This window comes from Streptomyces rimosus subsp. rimosus (assembly GCF_000720725.1).
In the GTDB taxonomy this organism is placed as follows: Bacteria; Actinomycetota; Actinomycetes; order Streptomycetales; family Streptomycetaceae; genus Streptomyces; species Streptomyces rimosus_A.
In genome coordinates, this window is sequence record NZ_JOCQ01000040.1 from 102,184 (window position 1) to 118,231 (window position 16,048).

Consider the following 16,048-nt stretch of genomic DNA (forward strand, 5'->3'; position numbering starts at 1 on the left):
GACACGGGAGCACTACGTATGCGCGCACGCACCTTCGCACGCCGCCGGCACACCCACGCTGCCGCCGCATGGTCCCACCCCTACCCGTCCACGCCGTGGTCGCCGGTCCTGTACGCGGACGGCGGCGAGAGCGGCACCGAGGACGGCCAGTCCGATGACAACGGGGACGGCAAGCCCGACACGGGCGGGGCGTCCACCGAGGCCGGCAAGCCCGGCGACGGCGACAGCACGGACTGGAAGGCCGAGGCGGAGAAGTACCGGGCCCTGCAGAAGAAGTGGGAAGCCCGCGCGAAGGAGAACGCCACCGCGGCCAAGGAGCGCGACGAACTGCGCAAGCAGTCCATGTCCGACCAGGAACGCGCCGTCGAGGAGGCGTCCGCGAAGGCGCGCACCGAAGAGCGCGTCCGCCTGGCCGGCAAGCTCGCCCGCCAGGGCTTCCTGGCCGCCGCCGCAGGCCGCATCCCCCACGCCGCCTCCGTCGCCGACGACCTCAACCTCGCCAAGTACGTCGGGGAGGACGGCGAGGTCGACGAGAGCGGCCTGGCCGGACTGGTCGACCGGCTCGCGCCGCCGGCGCCGCAGAAGAAGGCGGACGCGGACACCAAGCAGGAGCAGCGCGCAGAGCGCGGCTTCGACCAGGGGCCGCGCGGCAGCGGCGGGCGGGAGAAGGCCACATCGGTCGCCTCCGGGCGCGATCTATGGGCGCAGCGCAAGAAGACCACCATCTGACTCCCGAGGACGGGACATGAACCTGAACCCGAAGAGCGAGGTGTTCGGGCAGGACGACCAGTCGTGGCTGGCGTCCGCGCACGGAACCGACACCGCACGCTCGATCACCCTGGACACGTCCGCGTTCACCGCGGGCACCCACTACCCCAACGGCTACTTCCCCTCCGGCCTGCCCCTGGGGAAGATCACCGCCACCGGTAAGTACGGCCCCTACAACAACGCCTCCACTGACGGCACCGAGGTGCTGGCCGGCTTCCTGTTCACCTCGATCGCAGCACCCACGGTCACCACCGTCGACCCGCAGGGCGCCCTGCTGTGGCACGGTGCCGTGATCGAAGCCAAGCTGCCCGCCGCCGTCGACGCCGCCGGCAAGACCGACGTCGCCGGCCGCATCACCTTCTTCTGAAAGGGGTGACACACCACCATGCTGATCAACAATGAGTATGTCGCCCCCGCGGAGCTGACCGGCTACGTGCGCGCGGCCCTGGCCGACATGCAGATGAACCGGTTCCGGCTGGCCGCCTGGCTGCCCAACCGCACCATCGACGACCTGCAGTACCGCTTCGACCGCGGCGGCGCCGAGGGCCTGTCGGAGGCGGCGACCTTCCGCGCCTACGACGCCGAGTCGCCCATCGGCTCGCGTCCGGGCATCACCCGCGTGACCGGGGAGCTGCCGCCGGTCTCCCGCAAGATCCGGCTGGGTGAGTACGACCGGCTGCGCCAGCGACGCCTCAACACCCGCGTGCGCAGCCAGATCCTCACCGACGCCGAGCGCATGACCCGCTCGGTTGCCGCGCGCATCGAACTGGCCCGCGGCGAAGCCCTGTACAAGGGGAAGATCGACCTGGCGGAGAATGGCATCGCCGCCTCCGTCGACTTCGGCCGCGCCGCCTCGCACACCGTCACCGCGGCCACCGCCTGGACGGACACCGCCAACGCGACCCCGCTGACCGACCTGATCGCCTGGGCTGAGGTGTACCGCACCAGCAACGGCGTCGCCCCTGGCACGGTCCTGCTGTCCTCGGCCGCCCTCGGGCTGCTGATCCGCAACGCGGAGATCCGTGCCCTGGCCGCGACCGTGGTGGGAACCCCGAATGTGGTGCCGCAGGCCACGCTGCAGGGCATCTTCCAGGCTCACGGCCTGCCGCCGTTCGAGGTCTACGACGCGCAGGTGCGTGTCGCCGGCGCCAGCCAGTACGTCATCCCGCGGGACAAGGTGCTGCTGCTGCCGGCCGCGGGCGACCCGGCCGACCCGGAGTCCTCGGAAATGGGCGCCACCTTGTGGGGCACCACCGCCGAATCGCTGGAGCCGGAGTTCTCCCTGGAAGACGGGGAGGAGCCGGGCATCGTCGCCGGTGCCTACTCCACCAAGGACCCGGTCGCGGTGTGGACGAAGGCGGCCGCGGTCTCGCTGCCGATCCTCGCCAACCCCGACATGTCCTTCTGCGCGGACATCGGGACCATCTCGTGACAGCCCGCTGCGCGGTGTACGCCCATGTCACCAGCAAGGACGGCACCCGGCGCGCCTGGCTGCAGCCCGGCGACCCGGTGCCCGACTGGGCGCGCCTGGACGCCCGCAACCTCGCATCCGGCAGCCAGCCGGCCGACGAGACACCGGCCGCGGCGGCACCCCCGCCGGCCCGGTCCGGCAAGGGCTCGGGCGCCGAGGCGTGGCGGGCCTACGCCGAACGCCACGGCGTCGACGTCACCGCGGACATGAGCCGCGACGACATCATCGCCGCCTGCGAGCAGGCCGGCGTCGTCTTGCCGGAGGAGTGAGCGGTGGCGGCTTACGCGACGGTCGCCGACTACGAGGCCCGCGCAGCCGTCACCCTCGCCGAGCCGCAGCGCTCCCAGGTGCAGGCCCTGCTGGAGGACATCGCCGCCCTGATCCGTACCAGCATCCCGGCCGGCACCCAGCCGGATCCGGATGTGGCGCGCGCGGTCAGCGTGGCGGTGGCCCGCCGCACCATGGCCAACCCGGGCGGCTACCGGCAGCGCACCGTGGGCCAGTACTCGGAGACGCTCGGCGAGACCGGCGGGATGTATCTGACGGACGCCGAGCTGGAGGCGCTGACCGCGAACGGCAGCGGCAGCGGCGGGGATGCTGCCTACTCGGTGGGGCTGCGTGACCCGGGTCCGGTGTGGCTCCCGGACTGCGGGCCGCGCTGGCCGCCGCCCTGGTGCTGAACTGAGAGGCGGTCGCCGTGTTCCACCAGACGATCGTCCGTCTCCGGGCGGGTCAGCGCACCGACCGGGGTGGCAACACCGTCCCGGACTGGTCACCCGACAAGGTCTCCCGCCTGCCGGTGGCGTCGGTGAGCGTGCAGCCCACCACCCAGACCGAGCAGGCCGACCCCACCCGCACCGCGGTCGTCACCGGCTGGCAGGTCATCACCGCGCCGGGCGTGGACGCCGACATCGAGGCCCGCGACCGCATCGAGTGGAACGGCATGGTCCTGGAGGTCGCCGGCGAGGTCGGCCGCTACTCCGACTTCCTGAGCAACGCGACCCACCATCTGGAGTTCGTCATGCGCCGTGCCACGGGATAGGAGGCGACGTGCTGCAGGAATTGCGGCTCAACCGCGCCGGGGTGCGCGAACTCCTCGTCTCCGACGGCGTGCGCCAGATGGTGTCCGCCGCCGCCGAACGCATCGGCGCGCGCGTGCGGGCCGGCCTCCCGGAGGGCACGGATGTGGTCGTCGGCCACTACACCACCGACCGGGCCGCCTCCACCGTGGTGATCCGCAGCATCAAGGGCATGGCGTGGCAGGCCCGCGACGGTGTCCTGACCCGGGCCGCGGGCGCCGAGGGCCTGGACGTCAGGGCGTGGCAGCGGTGAGCAAGGTGCTGGTCGTCTTCCCGGACGTACAGGCCGCGGGCGCGCAGGTGCTGCGTATGGCCCTGGCAGGGCGATCGGAGCCGTTCGTGGCCGGGGCCACGGTCGGCACGCGGGTGCCGGGGGACCGCACGCCCGAGACGCCGTACCTGCCCTACGTCCTGGTGCGTCTGGACGCCGACTTGCCGCACTCCTCCATGGCCAACACCCGGGCCACGCTGCGGGTGACCGTCTGGCACGCCGGTGCCGATGAGGCCCACGACCTGGCCCAACTGGCCCGCGGGCTGCTGCTCGTCCACGACGGCACCGTGCTGCGGTCCGTGCGGCCGGGCACCGGCCCGCTGCCTGCGACCGACCCGGACAGCGGCATCGACCTGTCCACCTTCACCGTCATCGCCAACGTCCGGCCGACCTTGGCGTGACTGTCCAGTCGAACCGCGCGCCCTTCGAACCGACCCAGTAAGAGGAGGACGCCGTGGCCGGCGACCCGACAAAGGCAAGTCTGTGGACGGATGCCGACGTGTACGTCGGCCCGCTCACCGCCGTGAACCCGGCGACCGTGGATGATCCTTTCCCTGCCGAGTGGGGCCTGGTGGGCCTGCTGGACGGGGATGAGGGTTTCACCGAGTCCCGTGACGAGGACACCGACGACCTGTATGCCTGGGGTGGCATTCTCGTGCGGACCTCGCGCGCGCACTTCAAGCTGACCAAGTCGTTTGTGGCGCTGGAGGACAACGCGACCACGCGCAGCCTGATCTGGCCGGGCAGCACGGAGACGCAGATCATTGTCCCGAAGCCCGCCCGCGTGAAGATCGGTTTCGAGACGCGTGAGGGCGACACCGTCAAGCGTCTGATCACCGCGCAGTACGCCGAGGTCGACGTGGACGGCGACATCCAGGAGAACGAAACCGACCTCACGGCCGTCACCCTCGTCGCCACCATCTTCCCCACCAGCGGCAAGGTCCTCTTCGACCGCCAGTACACCGCTGGTGCCTAAGACCCCGGGGCGCGGAGTTCGCGCGGTTCACCGCGCCCCGGCCTACCCTCAACCGCGCACAGAGGGAGAACCGCGCATGGCACGCATCCAGGTACTCGAACTCCCCATGGTCGACCACGGCGACGACGGCATGGAGACGCCGTTCGTCCTCATCATTGATCAAGCCGACGACGGACTCTCTGAACGCATCGCCCGCTGGTCGGAGGACATCACCAAGCGAATCGGCGCTCGGCAAGTCCTCTGCTTCCCCGGCTCCATCAGCATCCCCGCCAACGAGGTCCGGGTGAGCTGACCGTGCCCCTGTCGTACAGCGACGCCAAGATCCAGGCCAAGGCCGAACTGCTCGGACTCGTGCAGCCCGGTAGTCAGCTGCCGCGCCGTCTCCGCGGCAAGGTCGTGGCCGCGCTCGCCGCCGAGCAGCAGCGGCCCGCGGTCGCCGATGACGTGCCGCTGGCCACGTCCATCATCGTCGAGCCCGGGGGCGGCATCACGGTCGACGGACGCCCGTTTCCGTGGATCGTCCAGGCCGACCGGATCGAGGTCACCATCGGCCCGGACGGCGCCGGCATGGTCCGGCTGACCATCCCCGCCGCCAATGTCCAGATCACCAAGCCCGCCACGCCCGAGAGCGAGAACCGCGCATGAGCACACGAACCGCGCCCCGTAAGACCGCAGACGACCAGCCGTTCGACTTCAACCTCGACGCCGTCGAAGCCGAGGTCGAGCTGAGGCCGTTCCGCTTCCACTGGAAGAGGCGCCGCTGGGAGATGGAGCACCTGCAGGGCCTTGACGTCTGGGGCCTGATGGAGGCCGCCGAACAGGGCGAGACCGGCGCCATGCTCGGCGTCTTCCAGGCCGCGCTCGGCGACGACTTCGCCGAATTCCACAAGATCCCGCTGCCGCAGTACAAGCTCAAGCCCCTCTTCGACGCCTACCGCCACCACTGCGGGCTGGCCGAGGGGGAATCTCCGGCCTCCGAGAGCTGATCCGTCGACACGGACGAGCCTTGGAGGCGGACCTCCGCCGCGAATACGGGGTACGGCTGCGGGATCTATATCTCCGGGACGCCGACGGCCACCCGCGGCTGACCTGGCGAGAGCTGAGCACCTACATTCAGCGCCTGCCCCCGGATTCCGCGACCCGCACCGCGCTGAACGACGGCGTGCCGGAGCCGAGCAGCGAGACTCTGGTCCTGGCTGACCTCTTCGACATGCTCGCGGTCATGGACTGGCATCAAGCGCAGGCCAACAGCGACCCGAAGAAACGCAAACCCAAGGCGCCCAAGCCGTATCCGCGCTGGTGGGAGAAGAAGACGCCGCGCCACAGCCCCGAGCGGGTCGCCCGCATCGAAGACGCCCGGCGCCGCAAACGCGAACGCGAGCGAGCCATCACCGAGGGGCGTATCGCCTGACGAGACGGACGGGGGTGCACCGATGCCCTCCGTCGGTTACGCAACTTTGCAGGTCATACCGTCGGTGCGGGGTATCGAAGCCGAGCTGCGCCGCCAGTTGGTCGGACCTTCCATCGCCGCCGGAGGCCAGGCTGGGCAGGCCGCCGGAGAGGGGCTCCGCAACAAGGTCAAGGCGGGAGCCGCTCTTGCGGGCGCGGCGGCCGGTGCCCTGCTGGTCAAGGGCATTACCGACGCCATCGACCAGGCGAACGTCACCTCGACGCTGCAGGCGCAGCTCGGCACCTCCAACAAAGTCGCCGCCGACCAGGGCAAGCTCGCCGGAAAGCTCTACGGATCAGGGGTCGCGAACTCCTTTCAGGAGGCCGCGGACGCCATCAAGGCGACCGTGCAGGCGGGCTTGGCCCCGCCTGGCACCACGAACGCTCAGCTTCAGCAGATCGCCACCAAGGCCAGTGACGTCGCGAACGTCTTCGGCCAGGATCTCGGGGGCGTCACCAATGCCGTCAGTCAGCTCATGCGCACCGGGCTGGCGAAGAACTCCGGCCAGGCATTCGACCTGATTACGCGCGGGTTCCAGTCCGGCGCGAACAAGGCCGACGACCTGCTGGACGTGCTGAACGAGTACAGCACGCAGTTCGCCAAGATGGGCCTGAGCGGTGCTCAGGCCGTCGGTGTTATCAACCAGGCGATCCGGGGCGGTGCCCGGGACGCCGACGTGGTTGCCGACGCCTTCAAAGAGTTTTCCCTGCGGGCCGTCGACGGCACGGACAAGACCGCCGCCGCGTTCAAGACGCTCGGCATCGACGCCACCTCGTTCGTCGCCGAGTTCAGCAAGGGCGGGGCCAGCAGCCAGAAAGCCCTGGACCTGGTCTTCGACCGGCTGCGTACCCTCAAAGGCGCCCAGTGGCAGAACGTCGTCGCCGATCTTTTCGGCGGGCCGGGTGAAGACCTCGGCCAGGCGATCAACGCGATTGATGTCTCGCGGGCCACTACCCAGCTCGGCGCGCTCAAGGGGGCGACCGATCAGGTCGGCAAGACGCTGCGCTCCGGCCCCACCCATGAGATCCAGGTCTTCGTGCGGGGGCTGCAGCAGGGCCTGGTCAACATCGTCGGCGGGCAAGTACTGCCGATCCTCGGGCAGGTCGCGCGGTGGTTCAGCACCAACCTGCTGCCGCCGATCCGGGCAGTCGCCACGGTCGTCGCCGCCATCCTCATCCCGGCCCTGACCGGGTTGTGGACGGCGGGTACCGCCGTGGTCGGCTGGCTGCAGTCGATGGGCACGTGGCTGATCCCCATCGGCATCGCCGTGACCGGCCTGACGGTCGCCATCACCGCGCAGCGCATCGCCGTCGCCCTGACCACTGCGGTGTTCTCCGTCTACCGCGGGGCGATCCTGGCGTGGGCTGCAGTGCAGCGGGGCGCGACGATCGTGCAGGCGGCGTTCAACGCGGTCATGTCCGCGAACCCCGTGATCCTTGTGATTACGGCGATCCTCGCGCTCGGCGCCGCCATCGTCGTCGCCTACCAGCGCGTCGGATGGTTCCGCACCGCGGTACAGGCCGCCTGGCTGGGTATCCAGACGGCCGCGTCCTGGGCGTGGAACAACGTGCTGCTGCCGGTGTTCAATGCCTTCCGGGCCGGTCTGTCGGCGATCGGCGCGGCGGCAACATGGCTCTGGACGACGGTCTTGTCGCCCGTGTTCAGCTTCATCGGGACTGCAGCCCGTATCCTCGCCACGATCATTGGCGTGATCGTGGTCGGCCCGATCATCATCGCCATCCGCGCTCTCGGCGCGATCTTCTCGTGGCTGTGGACGAACATCATCTCGCCGGTCGTCGGGTGGATCGGCGCGCGCGTCTCCTGGCTGAACACGAACATCATCCAGCCCAACATCGCCTTGATTCGTGGGGCCATCTCGGCACTCGGTTCGGCGTTCTCCTGGCTCTGGCAGAGCGTCGTTCAGCCTGTGCTCGGATGGATCGCCTCCAGGGCGATCTGGCTCTGGACCTACGGTATTCAGCCCAGCTTCGGTCTGCTGCGCGGCGGCCTGGCCGCAGTCGGCTCCGCCTTTTCATGGCTGTGGAGGAGCGTTGTTCAGCCGGTCTTCGGGTGGATCGGCGATCGGATCGGCTGGGTCTGGCGCACCCTGATCAAGCCCGCGTTCGACCTGATCGGCCGTGGCGTGTCCGCAGTGGGCCGCAGCTTCGAGGACGCAAAGAACTTCATCGGCCGGGCCTGGTCCCAGGTGCAGGACATCGCGAAAAAACCCGTCAGGTTCATCATCGGCACCGTCTACAACCGCGGCATTGTGCCCACCTGGAATCTCATCGCGGACGCCTTCGGGGCACCGAAGATCAAGGCGATGGACATCCGCGGGTGGGCCCGTGGTGGCCCGGTGTTCGGGGCCGGGACGGAGACCTCGGACGACGTTCCCGCGTGGCTCTCGCGCAACGAACACGTATGGACGGCCAAGGAGGTACGCGGCGCTGGCGGACACGGTGCGGTCGCCGCTCTGCGCAGCTGGGCTGCGTCTGGTGGCGGGCGTAAAGGCACCCCGGCCTTCAAGGATGGTGGCGGCCTGTTCGGCTGGATCGGCTCGGCCGCCTCCGCCCTGAAGGGCGTGGGCTCCTCGGTCTGGAGCGGGATCAAGAAGGCCGCCTCCTGGCTGGCCGACACACTGGAGGCGTCCGCACGCGCAGGCGTCAAGCATGTGGTGGACCCGCTGCTGGCCAGAATGCCGGGGGCGGACACGGGCTTCGGAAAGATGATCCGCCGCCTCCCGACAAAAGCACTCGATGCGATCTTCGGGTACAGCAAGAAGGCCGACGAGAAGGGAGCTGGCGGTGTGGGCACCATCGGCGGCGTCATCCCCTCAGGTAGCCGTCGGGCCATCATCAGCCAGGCGCTGGCTGCTGCCCACGTTCCGCCGCCCGGCACCATGAGCCAGTGGCTCGCCGGGATGAACACCCTGATCTCCAGGGAGAGCGGTTGGAATCCGCGGGCGCGCAACAACTGGGACATCAATGCGAAGAACGGCATCCCTTCGCAGGGCCTGGCGCAGACGATCCCGCCGACCTGGAGCGCCTACGTCCCCAACTCCCTCCGGAGCAGGGGAATCCTTGATCCAGTTTCCAACGTCGCGGCCGCCATTCGCTACATCGTCGCCCGGTACGGCAACATCACCCGCGTTCAGCAGGCGAACGCGAACAGGCCGCCAGCTGGCTACGACTCCGGCGGCTGGCTCATGCCCGGCTACACCGCCGCCTACAACGGCACCGGGCAGCCCGAGGCGGTCCTGACCAGCCAGCAGTGGTCCGCCATGTCGGCCGCCGCGGCACGCAGCGAGGAGCCCGTCATCGTGGAGGTGCACGCCCGGGATGACGCGCTCGCCGACTTCATCGACGTGCGCGTGCACCGCGGACAGCAACAGCTCACCAGCGTGCTCCGCGCCGGGAGGAGGTGATCATGGGGATCCCCGGGAATCTCCTGTCGTCGACGACGGAGTCGATCGACCCGAACACCAGCGGCTGGACCAGCAAGCTGAACTGCACGCTGTCGCTGGGCTCCGGCGGCCGGAACGGCGACGGCGTCCTGACCGTGAAGAGCACGGCTGCGGGCGAGATGCAGGCCCGCACGGTGTCCTCGTACCCGGTCACCGAGGGAACGACGTACCACGTCTTCGCGGACGCGTCGGGCGCGGTACCGGAGCGGATCGGCATCCGGTGGCTGACGTGGGCCGGGGCGGAGATTTCGGTGACGTGGTCGCTGACCACGTCGGCGGCCTCCGCCAGCTGGCACCGCGTGAGCGTCGCCGGGACGGCGCCGACGTGGGCGGTCCGGGCACAGGTGCTGCTGTCCAGCACCCCGGCCGGGGCCGCCGTCCAGCACTACTGGGAGAACGTCTACCTCGGTCTTCCTCAGCGCACGGTCGGTAACCTGCTCGGCTTCAACACCGAGACGTCGGAGGTTGACGCCTCCGGGTGGGCCGCCGAGGTCAACGCGACCGTCACCCGGCAGGCGCCCCCGGTGACGTGGGCGGCGACCGCCTACACAGCGGGCGGCCACGTCCTTGCGGTCACCGCGACAGCGGCGGGTAACGCCTCGGCGGTGTCCATTGAGCGGCCGATCGTCACCCCGGGCAGCGAGTACACCGCCTTCACGTACTTGTCGCCGCCGACCATGGCTGCCACCACGTGGATCGAGTTGAGGTTCTACGACGTCAACGGCAACCAGGTCGGCGCATCTCGCGGCACGCTCGCGGCGCCAAGCATCGGCTGGTTCCGGCAGCGCGCCTCCGCCGCCGCTCCGGCGACCGCGGCGACGTGCGGCGTGGCGGTGGGTATCGACGGGGCGAGCGCCGGGCAGGTGCTGCGTCTGGAGTCCACGGGGGTGGGCTTGTCGGGCGCCGCCCATGCGGGCACGGTCATCCCCTACGTCTCGACGTCGTTCGAGCAGGACGCGGGTGGCTGGACCATCACCTCGGGGGCGGCCACCGTGGCCCGCACGGTGCCGTGGGGTACGGCCGCGATCGACGGCTCGTACTCCCTGACCGTCACCAGCGCCACCGCGACGGCGAGCGTGCTGCGCTCCCCACGCTTTCCACTGACGCCGGGCGTCGGCCTCAACTGGCGCTCGGAGATCTACAGCCTGGTGGCGGCGGGCGGCTGGACCGCGGTGCGCGGCATCCGCTGGTACGACGCCGCGAACAACAGCATCAGCTTGTCCTCGGTGCCCGCCGCCGCGGTACCGGCCTCGGGCTGGTGGATCCTGTCCAACGACTGGATCGCCCCGGCGAACGCGACGCAAGCGGCGATCGAGTGGACGCTCACCGCCACCAGCACCAACAGCACGCTCCGCTTCGACGTGGTGTCGCTGTGGCCGGCGCTGCCGCTCCAGCACGTGGACGTCGACAACGCCGCCGCGGCCATCACGCTGACCCTGCGCGAGCTGCCCGTCGGCTATCTGATCACGGTGTATCGGACCGGACAGGACGGCAGCCAGACGCTCGTGCGCGGCCCGTCAGGGCTCCTCAACAAGACGACGATCACCTCAGACCTGATGGTGATCGAGGACTACGAGGCGCCGCTCGGCGTGCCCGTCGCCTACCGCGTCGAGATCGTCCCGGCGGCCGGGGGCGGCATCCAGATCCGCACCACCGAGACCGTCACCATCGACCCCGGCGACCCGCAGGAAGCCTGGCTGAAAGATCCAGGACAGCCGCAGCGGAACACGAAGGTGCTGGTAGAGAAGGCGCCGGACTGGTCCCGGCCAATCGAGCAGGCCACCTACCGGGTCAAGGGCCGCCGCAACGCCGTGGTGCTGTCGGGCCTGCGCGGCGGGCTGGAGGGGGACCTCTCCATCTGGACGCGCACCGACGACGAGCGGGCCCGGCTGCACTGGCTGCTCGACTCCGGCAACGTCCTGCTGTGGCAGGCCGTGCCGGGCATGGGCGTGGCGGACATGTACGTCACCGTCGGCGAGGTCACCGAAGGCCGGATCGGCGGCCCGGCACAGGAGCCGTGGCGCACGTGGAAACTGCCACTCGTCGAGGCCGACATGCCTGTCTCGGTCGGTGTCGGCGGCACGTCCGGGCGCACCTGGCAGGATCTCCTGTCCGGGTTCACGACCTGGGCTGACGTCCTGGCCGTCTACGCGACAGGCGAGGATCTCCTCTTCGACCGCCGCAGGGGGTGACGTGTACCCGGTCAGCTCGCGGTTCCTCGCCGCCCTCACCGAGTCCCACACGCCTGCCGTCGAGGTCGTTCTCTTCCGGGCGGACGGCCGTGTCGAGACGCTGGAGGTCACCGGCGGGTCGGTGACGGTGGACCGCGGGCAGGCGATCCGCCGTACCTGCACGGTCGCCATCGCCGACACGGCGCTGATCCCGCGCACGCCCGCCGACAAGCTGTCCGTGTACGGCGCTCGGCTGCGGATCTCACGCGGCGTCCAGTACGGCGACGGGGTCAAGGAGCTGGTGCCGCTCGGTGTCTTCCGGCTGGACTCCGTCGAGGGCGACGTCGACGAGGGCCCGGTCACGCTGACCGGCAAGGCCCTCGAAGCGGTGGTGCAGGACGACCGCTTCACCGCGCCGTACCGCGCGTCGGGCACCGCGGTGGGCGCCGTCACCGCGCTCATCCAGCGCAGCATCCCGGACGCCGCGGTGGTGAACAGGGCGACGGACGCCACCATCGGCCCGCGGACCTGGGACGTCGAGGGCGACCCGTGGGCGGCCGTGCAGGAGTGCGCGGCAGCGATCGGTGCCGAGGTGTACTGCGACGCTGACGGCGTGTTCGTCATCGCCGAGCTGCCCGACCTACTCACCACCAGCCCGGCCTGGACGGTGGCGGCGGGGGAGGGCGGCGCCTACATCAAGGCCGACCGCGGCATGACCTCGGACAAGGTCTACAACGGCGTCTTGGCCAGGGGCGAGAACACCGAGAGCAACACGGCCCCGGTGGCGGCGCTCGTCGTGGACGACGATGCGACCAGCCCGACCTTCTGGGACGGCCCTTTCGGTCATCGGCCGACCTTCTACACCAGCTCGACGCTCACCAGCAGCGTCGCAGCCGAGGGCGCCGCGCGACTCAAGCTGCGGGCGACCAAGTCTCCGAACTCCAGCGGCGACCTGAGCAGCCTGCCGAACCCCGCCTTGGAGCCGGGCGACGTGATCCGCGTCGTCTACCCGGACGGCACCCGCGAGCTGCACCAGATCCAGAGCTTGTCCGTACCGCTGGACGTGGGCGGGGACTTCCCGATCACCACGATCGCCGCGAAGGAGGACGCGTGAGCAGCGACATCGCGGTCCACGCCGACCTCGCCGACGCCCTCCAACAGCAAGCCATCCAAGCAGGCGCCACCAGCCCGGCCGTGCGAGGCGCGGACTGGCGCCTCGCCATCGTCACCACCGTCGGCACGGACGGCACCGTCACCACCTCGGACGGCGTCATCGCCCGCCGCATGGCCACCTACCTCACCCCGGCCGCCGGCGACACGATCGTCGTCAGCATCTCCAGCAGCGGCAACTGGCTCGCCCACGGCCGCACAGCCGCGGCGACAACCGCCGGCACGTGGCAGCCGCTCACCCTCTCCGGCGGCTGGACCACCTACGGAACCCCGTACTGGGCACCGTCCTACCGCATCAACGGGGACGGCACCGTATCCATGAGCGGCCTCGCGAAGGCGCCGGCCAGTGCCACCCAGCCGCAGACCCTCTGCACCCTGCCCGCCGCTATCGTGCCCGCCTCGAAGTCGCGCTTCCCCACCGAGGTCGCCTCCGGCATCCACGGCGTGATCGACGTCAACGCCGTCGGCACCGCCACCTTGCAGATCCAGGACTACTCCGGCAGCGCCTCATGGGCCGCGCTGGACGTCGTCCGCTACCGACTCACCTAGGAGGCCCCGTGCCGCACCCCGCCGACGGGTACTACCCGCGCAGCGTCGTTCACCAGGTCCGCGTCGTCGACATCAACGCAGACAGTCAGATGTTCTCCTACACCGCTGATCTGCAGCTCGACGGCCGCGGCCAGGGCGTTACCCCCGAACTGCTGGACCGCGTCACGCAGACCATCGCCACTTTCGCCGCCGAGCAGCTGGCCGGCGCGGGCGGCAACCAGGAGACCCGTGCCACCCTCTCTTACACCGGCGGCCTCGACGTGACCCTGCTGCCCGCGCCGGGGGCCTGATGCCCACCACCGACACCTACGGGCAGGGCGTACAGATCGCGTCGCTCACCGACGCGCCGAACATGGAGACGCTGGCCAGCAACCTCGCGACCGGCCTGGTACCGAGGTCCGTGATGCGGTTCGCGTCCGCCTCCGCCCGCAACGCCACTCTGACGAGCCCGACGGCGGGCATGACCGCCTTCCTGATCGCCGAGAAGCTGCTGACGGTCTACGACGGCACCGCGTGGACGGTGGTCGCCGCAGGCACCTCGGCATGGACGACCATCCCGCTGGCCTCCGGTTTCTCGCACAACGGGAACGACAACGGCACTGCGCAGTACAGGATCGTCAACCTCTTCGGCGAGCTGACGGTCATGCTGCAGGGCGGCATCGACATCGGCTACTCCGGCAGCCCATCCGTGATCCGCAACGGCGGCATCATCACGTCTACGCCGCTGCCGTCCGCGGCCCGGCCCGGATCGCTGCGGACCGTGCCCGCCGCCTGCTCCGCCGTCACCAGCGACTCGCTGTCGCTCAAGCTCGACGCTCAGCCGGACGGCCACCTGAAGATCGTAGGCACCACGGCCAGCAACGCGTCCGAGCGCATCACCCCGCCGTGGATCTCCCTGAACGGCTGCTACTACAGCCTCTGACCTGCCAATTTCGCGGCGCCGCGAAAATCTCCCCGCACTTCACGCCCCGCCGAGCCGGGGCCTTTCGCATGTCTGGAGGCCCCATGGCCCGATACCGAAAGAAGCCCGTCGAGGTCGACGCCGTGCACTTCGACGGCACCAACCGTGACGAGGTCGCCGACTTCATGGGGCAGACCGGCAAGGTCGAAGAGACCAAGGTGCCCGGCCCCGGCCGTGGGCTGCACGACGGCATTGTCATCCACACCCTCGAAGGCGACATGACCGCATCCGTAGGCGACTGGATCATCCGTGGTGTGCGGGGCGAGTACTACCCCTGCAAGCCGAGCGTCTTCGCCGCGACCTACGAGGAGGCGTGATGGCCGCACCCCTGTCCGCCGCCGCGTTCCTCGCCGCGCTCCGAGCCGAGGGCGTCAAGGTTGTCGAGGTCGGCTCCTGGCGTACCCACACGCGCACGGCGTCGTCGCGGCCATGGGGCCCGGTGAACGGCGTTGTCATCCACCACACCGTGTCTTCCGGGACCGCATCGTCCGTACAGCTCTGCCGCGACGGCTACAGCAGCCTGCCCGGCCCGCTGTGCCACGGCGTCATCGACAAGCAGGGCGTCGTGCACCTCGTCGGCTACGGCCGCGCGAACCACGCCGGCGGTGGCGACCCGGCCGTCCTCCAGCAGGTCATCGACGAGTTCTACGGCACCGCGCCGTCCCGCCCGACGAAGGGCAACGCCAACGGCGTTGACGGCAACGCGCGCTTCTACGGCTTCGAGTGCATCAACCTCGGCGACGGCAAGGACCCGTGGCCCGCCGCGCAGCTCGACGCGATCGAGCGCGTCTCGGCGGCGATCTGCCGGGCGCACGGCTGGTCCGCGAAGTCGGTGATCGGGCACCTGGAGTGGTCCGCCGACAAGGTCGACCCGCGCGGCTTCACCATGCCCGACATGCGCGCCCGCATCGCCCGGCGGCTCGCAGGCGAGCCCGGCACACCTACTACTCCCGAGGAGACGAACGTGGCACTCACTGACGCTGAGATCAAGCGCATTTGGGCTTACCGCCTGGTCAGCCCCACCGACACCGACGCCGACAACACGAGGGAAGCCGGGACTTTCCTGCGCTACGCCGACCAGCGCCAAGCCGACCTCGTCGCCCGCCTGGAGCGCATCGAGGCCGCCCTCAAGAAGCTCACCGACGAGAGCTGAGGGAGCCCCTGATGGCCGCCATCGACTATGACCTGGAGTTTTTGGAGGACGGCCGCACCATCGAGCTGATCTCAATCGGCATGGTGTGCGACGACGGACGCGAGTACTACGCCGTCAACCGTGACATGCCAGTTCGGAAGATCCGCAAGCACAAGTGGCTGATGGAGAACGTCGTTCCGGGCTTGCCGAAGGGACAGGGCGATCGACGCAATCACGTGCCGAAGTCCTGGCTGTTCGACTACGTCGACCCGGTCGTGAAGCGCCGCGAGCGGATCGCCGACGAGGTCGTGGACTTCATCCACGCCACCGGGCGCGACGTCGAACTGTGGGCGAACTACGGCGCCTACGACCACGTATGCCTGGCTCAGCTCTGGGGCCGGATGATCGATCTCCCCAAGGGCGTTCCGATGTTCACCTGCGACATCCAGCAGGAGCGCGCCCGGCTCGGACTCGCCTGGGACGACCTACCTCAGCAGGAATCCGGAGAGCACAACGCGCTCGCCGACGCCCGCCACAACCAGACCGTCCGGCGCTGGCTCGCCGAACGCGCACAGAACGGAGCCTGA

22 protein-coding genes are annotated in these 16,048 nt (G+C 69.9%); all 22 read left to right on the forward strand.

Translation table 11 applies throughout. From position 1 onward, the window contains the following. Positions 1-18 precede the first annotated feature (18 nt). The gene (locus IH45_RS0121525) at positions 19-729 is read left to right on the forward strand and encodes a hypothetical protein (protein ID WP_050515044.1); all 711 of its coding nucleotides are present in this window, start codon (positions 19-21) and stop codon (positions 727-729) included. A 16-nt stretch (positions 730-745) separates the two neighbouring features. Next, the gene (locus IH45_RS0121530) at positions 746-1,135 is read left to right on the forward strand and encodes a head decoration protein (RefSeq protein WP_030670678.1); all 390 of its coding nucleotides are present in this window, start codon (positions 746-748) and stop codon (positions 1,133-1,135) included. A gap of 18 nt (positions 1,136-1,153) precedes the next feature. Further along, on the forward strand, positions 1,154-2,200 hold the full coding sequence (locus IH45_RS0121535; protein ID WP_030670682.1) for a major capsid protein: 1,047 nt from the start codon (positions 1,154-1,156) through the stop codon (positions 2,198-2,200). Beyond that, entirely contained in the window at positions 2,197-2,508 is a 312-nt protein-coding gene (locus IH45_RS01000000143885) for a hypothetical protein (protein WP_032917994.1), read from the forward strand. Before IH45_RS0121535 ends, IH45_RS01000000143885 begins: the two co-directional genes overlap by 4 nt. A 3-nt stretch (positions 2,509-2,511) precedes the next feature. Then, positions 2,512-2,919: a hypothetical protein gene (locus IH45_RS0121545; RefSeq protein ID WP_030670685.1), complete on the forward strand. Its 408-nt coding sequence runs from the start codon at positions 2,512-2,514 to the stop codon at positions 2,917-2,919. A 17-nt stretch (positions 2,920-2,936) separates the two neighbouring features. Beyond that, positions 2,937-3,281, forward strand: a complete 345-nt coding sequence (locus IH45_RS1000000145335; RefSeq protein ID WP_050515045.1) for a hypothetical protein — start codon at positions 2,937-2,939, stop codon at positions 3,279-3,281. 8 nt (positions 3,282-3,289) lie between these two features. Continuing rightward, on the forward strand, positions 3,290-3,571 hold the full coding sequence (locus IH45_RS0121555) for a hypothetical protein (protein WP_030670691.1): 282 nt from the start codon (positions 3,290-3,292) through the stop codon (positions 3,569-3,571). Beyond that, complete coding sequence (locus tag IH45_RS0121560; protein WP_234440618.1) at positions 3,559-3,990, forward strand: hypothetical protein; 432 nt, start codon at positions 3,559-3,561, stop codon at positions 3,988-3,990. Before IH45_RS0121555 ends, IH45_RS0121560 begins: the two co-directional genes overlap by 13 nt. 53 nt (positions 3,991-4,043) lie before the next feature. Further along, positions 4,044-4,565, forward strand: a complete 522-nt coding sequence (locus tag IH45_RS1000000145340; protein ID WP_063763031.1) for a hypothetical protein — start codon at positions 4,044-4,046, stop codon at positions 4,563-4,565. A 76-nt stretch (positions 4,566-4,641) separates the two neighbouring features. Continuing rightward, complete coding sequence (locus tag IH45_RS0121570; RefSeq protein WP_030670700.1) at positions 4,642-4,857, forward strand: hypothetical protein; 216 nt, start codon at positions 4,642-4,644, stop codon at positions 4,855-4,857. A 2-nt stretch (positions 4,858-4,859) separates the two neighbouring features. Beyond that, positions 4,860-5,210 carry a hypothetical protein gene (locus IH45_RS0121575; protein ID WP_030670701.1) on the forward strand — a complete coding sequence of 117 codons (351 nt, stop codon included), beginning with the start codon at positions 4,860-4,862 and terminating at the stop codon, positions 5,208-5,210. Continuing rightward, complete coding sequence (locus tag IH45_RS0121580; protein WP_030670705.1) at positions 5,207-5,551, forward strand: hypothetical protein; 345 nt, start codon at positions 5,207-5,209, stop codon at positions 5,549-5,551. Before IH45_RS0121575 ends, IH45_RS0121580 begins: the two co-directional genes overlap by 4 nt. Before the next feature lie 20 nt (positions 5,552-5,571). Continuing rightward, positions 5,572-5,976, forward strand: a complete 405-nt coding sequence (locus tag IH45_RS1000000145345) for a hypothetical protein (RefSeq protein ID WP_050515046.1) — start codon at positions 5,572-5,574, stop codon at positions 5,974-5,976. 22 nt (positions 5,977-5,998) lie between these two features. Next, complete coding sequence (locus tag IH45_RS0121590; protein ID WP_078897698.1) at positions 5,999-9,439, forward strand: phage tail tape measure protein; 3,441 nt, start codon at positions 5,999-6,001, stop codon at positions 9,437-9,439. A gap of 2 nt (positions 9,440-9,441) precedes the next feature. Beyond that, positions 9,442-11,670: a hypothetical protein gene (locus IH45_RS0121595; protein ID WP_030670715.1), complete on the forward strand. Its 2,229-nt coding sequence runs from the start codon at positions 9,442-9,444 to the stop codon at positions 11,668-11,670. A gap of 1 nt (position 11,671) precedes the next feature. Further along, entirely contained in the window at positions 11,672-12,763 is a 1,092-nt protein-coding gene (locus IH45_RS0121600; protein ID WP_030670720.1) for a DUF5047 domain-containing protein, read from the forward strand. Continuing rightward, complete coding sequence (locus IH45_RS1000000145350) at positions 12,760-13,368, forward strand: hypothetical protein (RefSeq protein WP_030670723.1); 609 nt, start codon at positions 12,760-12,762, stop codon at positions 13,366-13,368. The genes IH45_RS0121600 and IH45_RS1000000145350 overlap by 4 nt, the downstream gene beginning before the upstream one ends. Positions 13,369-13,376: 8 nt before the next feature. After that, the gene (locus tag IH45_RS0121610; protein WP_030670725.1) at positions 13,377-13,658 is read left to right on the forward strand and encodes a hypothetical protein; all 282 of its coding nucleotides are present in this window, start codon (positions 13,377-13,379) and stop codon (positions 13,656-13,658) included. Further along, positions 13,658-14,290 carry a hypothetical protein gene (locus IH45_RS0121615; RefSeq protein WP_030670729.1) on the forward strand — a complete coding sequence of 211 codons (633 nt, stop codon included), beginning with the start codon at positions 13,658-13,660 and terminating at the stop codon, positions 14,288-14,290. The genes IH45_RS0121610 and IH45_RS0121615 overlap by 1 nt, the downstream gene beginning before the upstream one ends. Before the next feature lie 83 nt (positions 14,291-14,373). Beyond that, the gene (locus IH45_RS0121620) at positions 14,374-14,646 is read left to right on the forward strand and encodes a hypothetical protein (protein WP_030670732.1); all 273 of its coding nucleotides are present in this window, start codon (positions 14,374-14,376) and stop codon (positions 14,644-14,646) included. After that, a complete protein-coding gene (locus tag IH45_RS01000000143910) occupies positions 14,646-15,482 on the forward strand; it encodes an N-acetylmuramoyl-L-alanine amidase (protein WP_078897701.1) in 837 nt (278 codons plus the stop codon). The genes IH45_RS0121620 and IH45_RS01000000143910 overlap by 1 nt, the downstream gene beginning before the upstream one ends. A gap of 11 nt (positions 15,483-15,493) precedes the next feature. Then, complete coding sequence (locus IH45_RS0121630) at positions 15,494-16,048, forward strand: 3'-5' exoribonuclease domain-containing protein (protein WP_030670737.1); 555 nt, start codon at positions 15,494-15,496, stop codon at positions 16,046-16,048.

Coding starts and splice junctions, on each gene's coding strand:
- IH45_RS0121590 (WP_078897698.1), top strand. CDS start 5,999: ATGCCCTCCGTCGGTTACGCAACTTTGCAGGTCATACCGTCGGTGCGG.
- IH45_RS0121620 (WP_030670732.1), top strand. CDS start 14,374: ATGGCCCGATACCGAAAGAAGCCCGTCGAGGTCGACGCCGTGCACTTC.
- IH45_RS0121570 (WP_030670700.1), top strand. CDS start 4,642: ATGGCACGCATCCAGGTACTCGAACTCCCCATGGTCGACCACGGCGAC.
- IH45_RS0121535 (WP_030670682.1), top strand. CDS start 1,154: ATGCTGATCAACAATGAGTATGTCGCCCCCGCGGAGCTGACCGGCTAC.
- IH45_RS01000000143910 (WP_078897701.1), top strand. CDS start 14,646: ATGGCCGCACCCCTGTCCGCCGCCGCGTTCCTCGCCGCGCTCCGAGCC.
- IH45_RS0121525 (WP_050515044.1), top strand. CDS start 19: ATGCGCGCACGCACCTTCGCACGCCGCCGGCACACCCACGCTGCCGCC.
- IH45_RS0121630 (WP_030670737.1), top strand. CDS start 15,494: ATGGCCGCCATCGACTATGACCTGGAGTTTTTGGAGGACGGCCGCACC.
- IH45_RS0121580 (WP_030670705.1), top strand. CDS start 5,207: ATGAGCACACGAACCGCGCCCCGTAAGACCGCAGACGACCAGCCGTTC.
- IH45_RS0121530 (WP_030670678.1), top strand. CDS start 746: ATGAACCTGAACCCGAAGAGCGAGGTGTTCGGGCAGGACGACCAGTCG.
- IH45_RS0121615 (WP_030670729.1), top strand. CDS start 13,658: ATGCCCACCACCGACACCTACGGGCAGGGCGTACAGATCGCGTCGCTC.
- IH45_RS0121595 (WP_030670715.1), top strand. CDS start 9,442: ATGGGGATCCCCGGGAATCTCCTGTCGTCGACGACGGAGTCGATCGAC.